10 protein-coding genes and 1 pseudogene are annotated in these 11,844 nt (G+C 71.1%); 9 read left to right on the top strand and 2 right to left on the bottom strand.

The window, feature by feature from the left end:
* Nucleotides 1-12 precede the first annotated feature (12 nt).
* A complete protein-coding gene (locus FFS25_RS12045; protein ID WP_137803083.1) occupies nucleotides 13-750 on the top strand; it encodes a hypothetical protein in 738 nt (245 codons plus the stop codon).
* Nucleotides 751-825: 75 nt separating this feature from the next.
* Here FFS25_RS12045 and FFS25_RS12040 read toward each other — a convergent pair whose 3' ends face one another.
* Nucleotides 826-1,785 (bottom strand): quinone oxidoreductase family protein, encoded by a 960-nt coding sequence (locus FFS25_RS12040; RefSeq protein ID WP_137803082.1) that lies wholly within the window; start codon nucleotides 1,783-1,785, stop codon nucleotides 826-828.
* Nucleotides 1,786-1,916: 131 nt separating this feature from the next.
* On the opposite strand from FFS25_RS12040, the gene argC reads away from it, so the two are divergent.
* The 7 genes and pseudogenes from argC to FFS25_RS12005 all read left to right on the top strand — a co-directional run bounded on the left by argC (nucleotide 1,917) and on the right by FFS25_RS12005 (nucleotide 9,761).
* Complete coding sequence (gene argC, locus FFS25_RS12035) at nucleotides 1,917-2,969, top strand: N-acetyl-gamma-glutamyl-phosphate reductase (protein ID WP_137803081.1); 1,053 nt, start codon at nucleotides 1,917-1,919, stop codon at nucleotides 2,967-2,969.
* Nucleotides 2,966-4,186 (top strand): bifunctional glutamate N-acetyltransferase/amino-acid acetyltransferase ArgJ, encoded by a 1,221-nt coding sequence (argJ, locus tag FFS25_RS12030; RefSeq protein ID WP_137803080.1) that lies wholly within the window; start codon nucleotides 2,966-2,968, stop codon nucleotides 4,184-4,186. Before argC ends, argJ begins: the two co-directional genes overlap by 4 nt.
* A 36-nt stretch (nucleotides 4,187-4,222) precedes the next feature.
* Nucleotides 4,223-5,128: pseudogene (gene argB, locus FFS25_RS12025) on the top strand (acetylglutamate kinase); the annotation flags it as partial.
* Nucleotides 5,129-5,346: 218 nt separating this feature from the next.
* Nucleotides 5,347-6,636 (top strand): acetylornithine transaminase, encoded by a 1,290-nt coding sequence (locus FFS25_RS12020; protein WP_137803079.1) that lies wholly within the window; start codon nucleotides 5,347-5,349, stop codon nucleotides 6,634-6,636.
* Nucleotides 6,637-6,686: 50 nt separating this feature from the next.
* Complete coding sequence (argF, locus tag FFS25_RS12015; protein ID WP_137803078.1) at nucleotides 6,687-7,658, top strand: ornithine carbamoyltransferase; 972 nt, start codon at nucleotides 6,687-6,689, stop codon at nucleotides 7,656-7,658.
* Nucleotides 7,658-8,152, top strand: a complete 495-nt coding sequence (locus FFS25_RS12010; protein ID WP_006214539.1) for an arginine repressor — start codon at nucleotides 7,658-7,660, stop codon at nucleotides 8,150-8,152. Before argF ends, FFS25_RS12010 begins: the two co-directional genes overlap by 1 nt.
* A gap of 115 nt (nucleotides 8,153-8,267) precedes the next feature.
* Nucleotides 8,268-9,761, top strand: a complete 1,494-nt coding sequence (locus FFS25_RS12005; protein WP_137803077.1) for a long-chain-fatty-acid--CoA ligase — start codon at nucleotides 8,268-8,270, stop codon at nucleotides 9,759-9,761.
* A 34-nt stretch (nucleotides 9,762-9,795) separates the two neighbouring features.
* On the opposite strand, the gene FFS25_RS12000 is transcribed toward FFS25_RS12005, so the two are convergent.
* Nucleotides 9,796-10,272 (bottom strand): ankyrin repeat domain-containing protein, encoded by a 477-nt coding sequence (locus FFS25_RS12000; RefSeq protein ID WP_137803076.1) that lies wholly within the window; start codon nucleotides 10,270-10,272, stop codon nucleotides 9,796-9,798.
* Nucleotides 10,273-10,461: 189 nt separating this feature from the next.
* Between FFS25_RS12000 and FFS25_RS11995 the strand changes: the two genes are divergently transcribed.
* Nucleotides 10,462-11,673, top strand: a complete 1,212-nt coding sequence (locus FFS25_RS11995; RefSeq protein WP_006214542.1) for an argininosuccinate synthase — start codon at nucleotides 10,462-10,464, stop codon at nucleotides 11,671-11,673.
* Nucleotides 11,674-11,844 lie beyond the last annotated feature (171 nt).

Genomic DNA, 11,844 nt, shown 5'->3' with positions numbered 1-11,844 from the left:
GAGGAGAAGCACATGAGCACTGAGAACACCCCCGGGGCCTCCGCCGGGGAAGCCGAAGGCAGCCGTCGGCTGCAGGAGAACGGCCGTCGCGGCGATGGCGCGTCCAGCGCGTTCCGCGACGCCTTCTCCCTGCGCGGAGGCACGGACGGCGACCCCGAAGGAGATCCGCTCGAGGATCTCGGTGCGGGCGATCGCGAGGAGTCGGAGGCCATCGGCGCCACCTGGCCGCCGGTGATCGCAGTCGTGCTGGGCGTCATCCTGGCGCTGGTGCTGGCGATCGCCTCCTACTCGGCGTTCCAGCGCGCGGAGCAGCTGCAGGGCTGGGCCAATTCCACCTACGCGGTGACCGGCACCTACACCGACATGACGCACGATCTGCACTCGGAGTCCTTCAACCCCAAGTACGCGATCACGCTGCCGGACGACGAGGAGATCTCGGCCCAGCGCTTCGACAGCGGGCTGCAGGATCCGTTCACGCCGGAGCCGGGGCAGGCGGTGGAGGTGCGCGGCGAGGGCCGGGGCGATTCCGTGGACGACTTCGACGGGGAGGTCGACGTCCTGCTCGGCGTGCAGGACGGCGAGCTGCAGGTCCTGTCCACCGCAGAGGCAGGCTCGCTCGGCGGCGGCATCACGGATCAGACCGTGTCCGCCCAGAAGACCCGGGGAGGGCTGCTAGCTGCGGCCTCGGTGCTGGTGCTGGGTCTGGGCATCGCCGGCGGGGTCATCCTGCGGCGGCGCAGCCTGCGCTGACAAGAACCCGAGAACACCCGAAGGGGCCGTGACGATGATCGTCACGGCCCCTTCGGCGTCTCCGGTGAAGGCGCGTCAGAAGCTCAGCAGAAGCTTCCCCTGGGTCCTGCGGGATTCGAGGTCGCGGTGCGCCTGAGCGGCGTCGTCGAGGGAGTAGGTGCCGCCCACGCGGATCTTCAGGCCGTCCTCGATGGCCTCGAACATCTCGCGGGCCCGCCACTGCCGCTCCTCCTCGGTGTGCATGTAGGCGTTGAGCGACGGGCGGGTCACGTACAGCGAGCCCATGGCGTTGAGGCGCTGCAGGTCGAACGGGGGGACCTGCCCGGACGACCCGCCGAAGAGCACGACCATGCCGCGCAGGTGCACGGCGGCCAGGGACTCGTCGAAGGTCGTCTTGCCCACTGAGTCGTAGACCACGTCGGCGCCGCGGCCGCCGGTGATCTCCTCGACGGCATCGGCGAAGCCCTCGTAGGGCAGGACATGGTCGGCGCCCAGCGATCGGGCGATGTCGGCCTTCTCATGGCTCGAGGTCAGACCGATCACGGTGGCGCCCTGGCGCTTCATGAGCTGGATGGCCACGCCGCCCACGCCGCCGGCGGCGGCGGTGATCACGGCGGTGGTCTCCGGGCCGACCGGGAAGGTCGAGCGGGTCAGATAGTGGGCCGTGAAGCCCTGCAGCGGCAGCGCGCCCGCGGCATCGTCGGAGACGGATTCGGGCACCACCACCACGCGATCGGCATCGACCACGAACTTCTCGGCGTAGGTGGCCCGGCCCTGCGAGGTCGTGATCCGCTGCCCGACCTGCAGGGAATCGACGCCCTCGCCCAGGGCGATGACCTCGCCGCTTCCCTCGGTGCCCGGGGTGAAGGGCAGCTCGACGTCGTAGACGCCCTCGCGCTGATAGGTCTCGATGAAGTTGACCCCGGTGCGGCGGGTGCGCACCAGGACCTCTCCGGGTCCCGGGACCGGATCCTCGACCTCGCTGACGGTGAGGACCTCCGGGCCCCCGTGCTGCGTGATGCTGATGGCGCGCATGCTGGTCTCCTTCTTCCGGGGCGGACGGAAGCCGCCGGTCGGTGCGTTCCTGACCACCGAGCCTAGTCCTCGTCGCCACCCCTAGTGCATAAATATCGACATACCTGCATAATCTTGCGTAGGATGTCCGCATGACCTTCACCGCAGCAGTCTCAGGAGCCAGCGGCTACGCCGGGGGAGAGGTGCTTCGTCTGCTGATGCAGCATCCCCAGGTGGAGATCGGCGCCGTCGCGGCGCACTCCAGCGCCGGTCAGCGGCTGGGCTCGCTGCAGCCGCACCTGCACGGGCTCGCCGATCGGATCATCTCGGATTCGAGTCTCGAGCAGCTGGCCGGGCACGACATCGTCGTGCTCGCCCTGCCGCACGGCGCCTCGGCCGAGATCGCCGCCCAGCTTCCGGAGTCGACCATCGTGATCGACGCCGCGGCCGATCACCGGCTCGAATCCGCCGAAGCCTGGGAGCAGTTCTACGGCAGCGCCCACGCCGGGACCTGGCCGTACGGCCTGCCCGAGATGATCGTGGCCCCGGACGGCACCCGGCAGCGCACCCGACTGGCGAAGGCGAGCCGCATCGCGATCCCCGGGTGCTATCCCACCGGCTCCCAGCTGGCCCTGGCGCCGCTGGCCGCGGCCGGGCAGATCGAGCTGCAGGACATCGTGATCGTGGCGGCCTCCGGCACCTCGGGGGCGGGGCGATCGCTGAAGCCGCACCTGCTGGCCGCGGAAGTCATGGGCGGCATGTCCCCCTACGGCGTGGGCGGCGTGCACCGGCACACCCCGGAGATCGAGCAGGGTCTGGGCTGGGCCTCGGGCCGCAGCGACGTCGCGGTCTCGTTCACCCCCACCCTGGCGCCTATGCCCCGCGGCATCCTCACGACCGCCACGGCCCGGATCGCCGAGGGCCCCGGTGCGCAGTCCGTGCGCGAGGCACTGGAGGAGGCCTATCGCGACGAGCCCTTCATCCATCTGCTGCCCGAGGGGCAGTGGCCCACCACCCAGGCCGTCCTGGGCTCGAACCACGTCCAGATCCAGGCGGCCGTCGATGCCCGCGTGGGGCGCGTGATCGTCAGCTGCGCGCTGGACAACCTCGTCAAGGGCACGGCCGGCGGAGCCGTGCAGTCCATGAACATCGCCCTGGGCCTGCCCGAGCAGACCGGGCTGACCCAGCAGGGAGTCGCACCGTGAACACCGTCCACCCCTCCCAGGACCCGGCGGCCGGGCTGAGCGTCGACACCTCCCGCGGCGTCACCGCAGCCGCTGGATTCCGCGCCGGCGGCGTGACCGCCGGATTCAAGGCCTCCGGCGGCGACGACCTGGCCGTCGTGATCAACGACGGCCCCAGCGCGGCCGCCGCCGCCGTGTTCACGTCGAACCGCGTGGCCGCGGCCCCCGTCCACTGGTCGCGCCAGGTCGTCGCCGACGGCGCCGCCCGCGCGGTGATCCTCAACTCCGGCGGAGCCAATGCCTGCACGGGCCCGCAGGGCTTCCAGGCCTCGCACGAAACGGCCGAGCTGGTCGCCGAGGGCCTTCAGGTCGGCGCCGGCGACGTGGTCGTGTGCTCCACCGGACTGATCGGCGTGCAGCTGCCCATGGGCGTGATGCGCGCCGGCATCCCCGAGGTCCTGGCCGATGCCGCAGCGGATGAGGCGGCCGGGCTGCGCGCGGCCCGGGCGATCATGACCACCGACACCGTGCCCAAGCAGGCCGCGCACACGAGCCCCGAGGGCTGGAGCGTGGGCGGGATGGCCAAGGGCGCGGGCATGCTCGCCCCGGGACTGGCCACCATGCTCGTGGTGCTCACCACCGACGCCGAGGTCCGCCCGGAGGTCCTGCAGCGCAGCCTGCGTGAGGCCTGCGCCGTGACCTTCGACCGCGCCGACTCCGACGGCTGCATGTCCACCAACGACACCGTGACCCTGCTGGCCTCGGGGGCCTCCGGCATCAGCCCCGACGAGCTCGAGCTCACCCGTGCGCTGAGCGCCGTGTGCCACAGCCTGGCCCAGCAGCTGATCACCGATGCCGAGGGCGCCGCCCACGACATCGCGATCACCACCATGGGCGCCGCCTCCGTGGTCCAGGCCGAGACGGTCTCGCGCACGGTGGCCCGCTCGAACCTGTTCAAGACCGCGATCTTCGGCAACGACCCCAACTGGGGCCGGGTCCTCTCGGCCGTGGGCACGACCGATGCCGAGTTCGATCCGGACGAGCTCGACGTCTCCATCAACGGCGTCATGGTCTGCCGCGGCGGGATGATCGGCGACCCCCGGGAGGGCGTGGACCTGGCGTCGTCGCGAAAGGTCGAGGTCGTTGTCGACCTGAAGGCCGGGGCGCACGAGGCCACGATCTGGACCAACGACCTGACCCACGACTACGTCGAGGAGAACTCGGCGTACTCGTCCTGAAGCCGCCCGAGCCGAACCCCTCCCAGGAGACACCCGATGACCGCACCGAACGACCGCATCACCGCCGCGCGCGCCAAGGCCGGCGTGCTCATGGAGGCGCTGCCGTGGATCAGCCGCTTCTCCGGGGCGGTCATGGTGTTCAAGTACGGCGGCAACGCCATGGTCTCGGATCCGCTGCGCCAGGCGTTCGCCGCCGACATGGTCTTCCTGCGCGAGGTGGGGATCTGCCCCGTCGTCGTGCACGGCGGAGGGCCGCAGATCAATCGCATGCTCGAGCGGCTGGGGATCGAGTCCGAGTTCCGCGGGGGTCTGCGCGTCACCACGGCCGAGGCGATCGACGCCATCCGCATGGTCCTCACCGGCCAGGTCCAGCGCGAGCTCGTCTCCCTGCTCAATGCCACCGGCCCGTACGCCGTGGGGATCTCGGGGGAGGACGCCTCCCTGCTCAACGCGGTGCGCCGCGGGACGGTCGTCGACGGCCAGGAGGTGGACCTGGGGCACGTGGGCGAGATCGTCTCCGTGAACCCCGAGCCGCTGCGCGAGCTGATCCAGGCCGGGCGCATCCCGGTGATCTCCTCGATCTCCCCGGAGGTCGACGCCCACGGCCGCTTCACCGGCGAGGTGCTCAACATCAACGCCGACACCGCAGCCGCCGCGGTCGCCGTGGCGCTGGGCGCGGAGAAGCTCGTGGCGCTGACCGATATCGAGGGCCTGTACTCGGACTGGCCGGATCGCAGCTCGCTGATCTCGTCGCTGACCGACTCCGAGCTGCGCGAGCTGCTGCCCAGCCTGCAGTCCGGGATGATCCCCAAGATGGAGGCGGCGCTCACCGCTGTGGAGGGCGGGGTCCCGCGGGCCACGATCGTCGACGGGCGCGAGGCGCACTCGGTGCTGCTCGAGATCTTCACGGACGAGGGGATCGGCACCGAGGTCCGCCCCGACGGCACCGCGCCGGCAGCCGAGCGGCCTCTGCGCCGGCATCCGGAACCGGTCGGCGTTGCCACCGCGGAGATCGATCGCGTCGTCCTGGGCTCCGGTGCGGGGAAGCACCCGACCGGCGAGGAGGCCGCGCAGGGCTCCTCCGGCGCAGGACGCAGCGCGCAGACCGTCGGCGCGGCCAAGACCGCCCCGACCGAGACCACCACGACGGAGGACCCCGAATGAGCCGCACGCACTCTGCCCAGGACGCCTCAGCGGAGGCCCTGCTCGAGCAGTACTCCCAGCACCTGATGAACGTCTTCGGCCCGCCCCAGGCCGTGCTCGCCCGCGGTGAGGGTGCTGTCGTGTGGGACGCCGACGGCAACCGCCTGCTGGATCTGCTGGGCGGGATCGCCGTGAACGCGCTGGGCCACGCCCACCCCGCCTGGGTGCGCGCCCTCTCGGAGCAGGCGGCCTCCCTGGGCCACATCTCCAACTTCTTCACCTCGCCGCAGCAGATCGAGCTGGCCAAGAAGCTGCTGGAGCTGACCGGGGCGCCGGAGGGCTCGCGGGTCTTCTTCGCGAACTCCGGCTCGGAGGCCAATGAGGCCGCCTTCAAGCTGGCCCGCCGCCAGGGCCACGGGGTCCCCGGCCCGGACGGTCCCCGCACGCGGATCCTGGCCCTGGAGGATTCCTTCCACGGACGCACGGCCGGCTCGCTGGCCATGACCGCCAAGAAGGCCTACCGGGAGCCGTTCGAGCCGCTGCCGAGCGGCGTGGAGTTCCTCGCCCCCACGCTCGAGGCGCTGGAGGCCGCCGTCGACAACACCGTCAGCGCCCTGATCGTGGAGCCCGTGCGCGGCGAGGCCGGCGTGCGACCGCTGCCCGAGGGATGGCTGCGCCGGGCTCGGCAGCTCACCCGCGAGCACGGGGCGCTGCTGATCGTCGACGAGGTCCAGACGGGCGTCGGGCGCACGGGGCAGTGGTTCGCCAGCTCGGCGGAGCTCTCGGGTGCCGATGCCCCGGATGCCATGACGCTGGCCAAGGGGCTGGGCGGAGGCTTCCCGATCGGGGCCATGATCACCTTCGGCGAGCACGCCTCCGGTCTGCTCGGCCCTGGCCAGCACGGTACGACCTTCGGCGGCAACCCGCTGGCCACCGCGGTCGGTCTGGCCACGCTCACGACGATCGAGGACGAGCAGATCTTGCAGAACGTCCGTTCGGTGGGTCAGCATCTGGCCGACGGACTGCGCGCGATCGACGGCGTCGCCGAGGTCCGCGCCCACGGGCTGCTGATCGGCATCGACCTCGAGCCGATCGATCGTTCGGCATCGCAGACCGCCGCTCTGGCCCCGGCCGTCGTGGCGGCGGCCCGCCGCGCGGGATTCATCGTCAATGCTCCGGGGCCGCTCACGCTGCGCCTGGCCCCGCCGCTGATCCTCAGCGCAGAGCAGGCCGACGAGCTGCTCGAGGCGCTGCCCTCCATCCTCGACGCGGCCCGCGAGGCCGTGCTCAGCGCTCCGGGCGCCTGAGCCTTCCGCCTCCGCCCGCCGGCCCCACCTTCCTTCCGAGAGGACGCCTCATGCCACGCCACTTCCTTCGCGACACGGATCTGAGCCCCGCCGAGCAGGCGGAGGTCCTGGACCTGGCCCTCGAGCTCAAGGCCGACCGGTGGCGCCATCGCGCGCTGGCGGGGCCGCAGACCGCGACCGTCATCTTCGACAAGACCTCCACCCGCACGCGCTACTCGTTCGCCACGGGCATCGCGGATCTCGGGGGATCGCCCCTGGTCGTGAATCCGGGGGAGGCGCAGCTGGGGGTCAAGGAGTCGGTCTCGGACACCGCCCGGGTCATCTCCCGAATGGTGGGGCTGATCGTGTGGCGGACGTACGATCAGGCCGGTCTCGAGGAGATGGCGCAGCACTCCCACGTCCCGGTGATCAACGCGCTGTCGGACGAGTACCACCCGTGCCAGATCCTGGCCGATCTGCTCACGATCCGCGAGCACTTCGGCGAGCTGGCCGGGCGCAGCTTCGCGTACCTGGGCGATGCCGCGAACAACATGGCCAATTCGTACCTGCTGGGGATGGCCACCGCCGGCATGCACGTGCGCGTCGCGGGCCCGGCCGGCTACCTGCCCGCGGAGTCGATCGTGGCCCGGGCGCGCGAGCTCGCCGAGCTCACGGGCGGCTCGGTGCTCGTGACCGAGGACCCCGCGCACGCGCTCGCCGAGGCCGATGTGGTCTGCACCGACACCTGGGTCTCCATGGGCCAGGAGGACCAGAAGGACGCGCGCGCCGAGGTCTTCCGCCCGTACTCGATCGACACCGCGGCCATGGACCAGGCCGCCCCCGAGGCCGTGTTCATGCACTGCCTGCCGGCCTACCGCGGCAGCGAGGTCTCGGCCGAGGTCATCGACGGCCCGCGCTCGCTGGTCTTCCAGGAGGCCGAGAATCGGCTGCACGCCCAGAAGGCGCTGATGGTCTGGCTGCTGGCAGCCTCGGGGCAGTACAGCCTCGAGACGGGCGAGATCACCCTGCCGGAGCTGGGCTGATGAGCATCCCGGCCACCAAGATCGCCCGCCAGGCGCGCATCGTCGCCCTGGTCAGCTCGGGCTCCGTGCACTCCCAGGCCGAGCTCGCCGAGCTGCTGGCCCGCGACGACCTGCAGGTCACGCAGGCCACGCTCTCGCGCGATCTCGTCGAGGTCGGGGCGGTGCGCGTGCGGGACTCGTCGGGCTCGCTGGTCTACGCCGTGCCGCCGGCCTCCGGCGAGGTCGCGGGACCGGACGGCTCCGCCGGACCCGACGCCCGCCTTGCCGGTGTGTGCCGCGAGCTGCTGGTCACCGCCGAGTCCTCCGGCAACCTCGTCATGCTCAAGACCCCGCCGGGGGCCGCGCAGTACTTCGCCTCGATCATCGATCAGGCCGCTGTCCAGCTCGTCCTGGGTACCATCGCCGGGGACGATTCGATCATGGTCGTCAGCCGCGACCCCTCCGGGGGCGCCGAGCTGGCGGAGTTCTTCCTGCGGCTGGCGGGAGGCGACTGACGCGCGCAAGCGCCCGGATCCGGATCGGACCTGCACCTCCTTTCGCACGGAGCCGGGCCGTCGGGCCCGCTCCTGCGTCCGGTGACGGACGCACCGAGCCAGAAGGCCCCCATACGTGACGAACCTCGCGACACTGCTCACCGACTCCGCCCGCCGAGCCCCCGAGTCCCCGGCCCTGCGCCTGGGTGAGCTGAGCCTCAGCTACGGGCAGCTCGACGCGCTGTCCGCGGCGTTCGCCCAGCGGCTGCACGAGGCAGGTGTGGGCGTGGGGGATCGTGTCGCCCTCGTGGCGCCCAACGCGCCGCAGATGCCGGTCGCGTACTACGCCATCCTGCGCCTGGGCGCCGTCGTCGTCCCGCTCAGCCCGCTGCTCAGAGCTCGCGAGCTGACCGCTCTGTTCCGCACGGCCGAGCTCAGCGCGGTCGTCGTCCACGACGCGGTGAGCGCACCTGCCGAGCAGGCCTGCGCCGAGCTCGAGCCGTCGGTCCCCCTGCTCCTGCTGGATCAGCAGACCCTCGCCGCGCCGTCGGGAGACCTCGAGGTCCGGGAGCCGGTCGAGCGCGCCGCCGACGACCTCGCGGTGCTGCTGTTCACCTCCGGGACTACCGGCGAGCCCAAAGGCGCCGCCCTGACGCACGACAACGTCACCTCGAACGCGTGGATGACCACCCGCATGTTCAGCTACGTGCCCGAGGACGTGATCCTGGGGGCGCTGCCGTTCTTCCACGTCTTCGGCCAGACGGTGTGCCTGAACGCCCCGGTGGCGGTCGGGGCCTGCATCAGCCTGGTCCCGTCGTTCCAGCCGCGCACCGTGCTGCGGCAGCTGGGCGAGCACGGGGTGACCCGCGTGATCGGCGTGCCGTCCATGCACATGGCGCTGTGCCAGGTCCAGGCCCGCCAGCCGCTCGAGCTGCCGAGCCTGGATTCGGCGATCTCCGGCGGAGCGGCCCTGCCGGTCGAGGTCCTGCGCCGGTTCGAGCAGCTGTTCGGGATCACTCTCTACGAGGGCTACGGGCTCTCCGAGACCTCGCCCGTCGTCGCGTTCAACCAGCCCGTCGACCAGCGCGTCCCCGGCTCGATCGGCACCCCCGTGGAGGATGCCCGCGTGGCGATCCTCGATGACGACGGCCATGAGCTGCCGCGCGGCGAGATCGGGGAGCTGGCGGTGGCCGGTCGCTATGTCATGGCCGGGTACTGGAAGCAGCCCGAGCTCACCGCGGCGGCCTTCGCCGGCGAGTACTTCCGCACCGGGGACATGGCGCGTCAGGACGAGGACGACCGACTCTGGATCGTCGATCGCAAGAAGGACACGATCCTGCGCAACGGCTACAACGTGTACCCGCGCGAGATCGAGGAGCTGATCTACGAGCACCCCGGGGTCGAGGAGGCCGCGGTCGTCGGTCGCGGCGGGGCGACCACCGACCAGCAGGTCGTGGCCTGCCTGGTGCTGCGCGACGGGGCGCAGGAGGCCGAGGTGATCGAGCAGCTGCGCGCCACCATGCGCGAGTCGCTGGCCAGCTACAAGCGCCCGCAGGCCTACAAGGTCGTCGACGCGCTGCCCAAGGGCTCGACCGGCAAGATCCTCAAGCGGGAGATCGACCCGAGCTGATCAGGGGCGGGCCGACGCGCACGTTCCGCCGTGCTCAGGCGTGCTCGTCGAGCAGCGGGATCACGTTCTCGCGACCGAACTCCTGGGCCACGGCCCGAGCCGGCTGGAAGCCGGTGTCCTGCCCGGCCCCTGCCTCGAGGAGGCGTCGGGTGATGGCCTCGTTGCCGCGGAACACGGCGCAGATCAGGGCGGTGAAGCCCATGTCGGAGACCCGCTCGGTGTCGGCGCCGGCCTCGAGCAGCATCGCGACCGTGTCCTCGTGCTCGTGATAGGCGGCCAGGTTCAGCAGGGTGTCGCCCTTGCCGTTGGTGAGGTTCACCGGCACCCCCGCCTCCAGGGCCTGCCGCAGCTGATCAGTGCTGCCCTCACGGGCCAGGTCGAACATCTGGTTCAGCAGGGCGAGCTCCTCCTCGCTGAGCTGCGGCGCGCCCTGCCCCGTCTGAGGTGAGGCTCCCGCCGGGGACTGGCCTCCGGCGTCGGGGGAGGATGGGCTCGTGCTGTGCTCGGACATGGTGCTCCTTGGCGGGGTCGGGGCGCCGACTGCGAGATGATGGCGGTCAGAGGCCGCCCGCGGTCGTGCTCGGGGATCGACCACCCAGTATCCCGCCTGCCGACGCGCCCCGGCAATGCATAAATACAACACGCTGTGTATAGTCATGCACAGAAGACCTGAAGCATCGAACCTCTCAAGGAGACACTCATGACCGAGCGCGTCGTACTCGCCTACTCGGGCGGCCTGGACACCTCCGTCGCCATCGGCTGGATCGGCGAGGCCACCGGGGCCGAGGTCGTGGCCGTGGCCGTGGACGTCGGACAGGGCGGCGAGGACCTCGAGGCCATCCGCCAGCGCGCGCTGGACTGCGGCGCCGTGGAGGCCGTGGTCGCCGATGCCCGCGACGAGTTCGCCGAGCAGTACTGCATGCCGGCGCTGAAGGCCAACGGCCTGTACATGGACTCCTACCCGCTGGTCTCGGCCGTCTCGCGCCCCGTGATCGTCAAGCACCTGGTGGATGCGGCCAAGCAGTTCGGCGCCACCACCGTCGCCCACGGCTGCACCGGCAAGGGCAACGACCAGGTCCGCTTCGAGGTCGGCATCCAGACCCTGGGCCCGGACCTCAAGTGCATCGCCCCGGTGCGCGACCTGGCGCTGACCCGCGAGAAGGCCATCGACTACGCCGAGCGCAATGACCTGCCGATCGTGACGACCAAGAAGAACCCCTTCTCGATCGACCAGAACGTGTGGGGCCGCGCCATCGAGACCGGCTTCCTCGAGGACATCTGGAACGGCCCCACCAAGGACGTCTACGACTACACCGACGATCCCGCCTTCCCGCCGGCGCCCGATGAGGTCATCATCGGCTTCGAGCAGGGCATCCCCGTCTCGATCGACGGCCGCCCGGTGACCCCGCTCGAGGCCATCCAGGAGATGAACCGCCGCGCCGGCGCCCAGGGTGTGGGCCGCATCGACATCGTCGAGGACCGCCTGGTGGGCATCAAGTCCCGCGAGATCTACGAGGCCCCCGGCGCCATGGCCCTGATCGCCGCGCACCGGGAGCTCGAGAACGTCACCGTCGAGCGCGAGCAGGCCCGGTTCAAGAAGACCGTCGGCCAGCGCTGGACCGAGCTGGTCTACGACGGCCAGTGGTTCTCCCCACTGAAGAAGTCCCTGGACTCCTTCATCGACGACACCCAGCGCTACGTCAACGGCGACATCCGCATGACCCTGCACGCCGGCAAGGCCACCGTCACCGGCCGTCGCTCGGAGACCGCGCTGTACGACTTCAACCTGGCGACCTACGACGAGGGCGACTCCTTCGACCAGTCCCAGGCCCGCGGCTTCATCGAGCTGTTCGGCATGTCCTCGAAGGTCGCCTCCGCTCGCGACCAGCGCCTGGCTGCCGAGGGCAAGTGAGGCTTCTGCTCTGAGCATCCTGGCTCGTCACGGAGGGCGCGGCGGCCCCTCCTCCCTTGAATCTCCTATGTCTGTCAAGCCCCGGTGAGCTCATTCTGAGCGGCGGTGTTGAGGCGGCGGTAGATGTCGCGGGCGAGGTAGCGCTTGAGGCAGCGACGGATCTCCCGGAGG

Origin of the sequence: Kocuria sp. 2SI (assembly GCF_005502825.1) — a bacterium.
Lineage (GTDB): Bacteria > Actinomycetota > Actinomycetes > Actinomycetales > Micrococcaceae > Kocuria > Kocuria palustris.
The sequence above is the reverse complement of the archived record's forward strand: the minus strand, read 5'-3'. Positions and strand labels throughout refer to the sequence as shown.

What these genes read in the sequence shown, in the direction of transcription:
- FFS25_RS12020 (WP_137803079.1), top strand. Translation starts at nt 5,347, where the DNA reads ATGAGCCGCACGCACTCTGCCCAGGACGCCTCAGCGGAGGCCCTGCTC.
- FFS25_RS12010 (WP_006214539.1), top strand. Translation starts at nt 7,658, where the DNA reads ATGAGCATCCCGGCCACCAAGATCGCCCGCCAGGCGCGCATCGTCGCC.
- FFS25_RS12000 (WP_137803076.1), bottom strand. Translation starts at nt 10,272, where the DNA reads ATGTCCGAGCACAGCACGAGCCCATCCTCCCCCGACGCCGGAGGCCAG.
- argF (WP_137803078.1), top strand. Translation starts at nt 6,687, where the DNA reads ATGCCACGCCACTTCCTTCGCGACACGGATCTGAGCCCCGCCGAGCAG.
- argC (WP_137803081.1), top strand. Translation starts at nt 1,917, where the DNA reads ATGACCTTCACCGCAGCAGTCTCAGGAGCCAGCGGCTACGCCGGGGGA.
- FFS25_RS11995 (WP_006214542.1), top strand. Translation starts at nt 10,462, where the DNA reads ATGACCGAGCGCGTCGTACTCGCCTACTCGGGCGGCCTGGACACCTCC.
- FFS25_RS12040 (WP_137803082.1), bottom strand. Translation starts at nt 1,785, where the DNA reads ATGCGCGCCATCAGCATCACGCAGCACGGGGGCCCGGAGGTCCTCACC.
- FFS25_RS12045 (WP_137803083.1), top strand. Translation starts at nt 13, where the DNA reads ATGAGCACTGAGAACACCCCCGGGGCCTCCGCCGGGGAAGCCGAAGGC.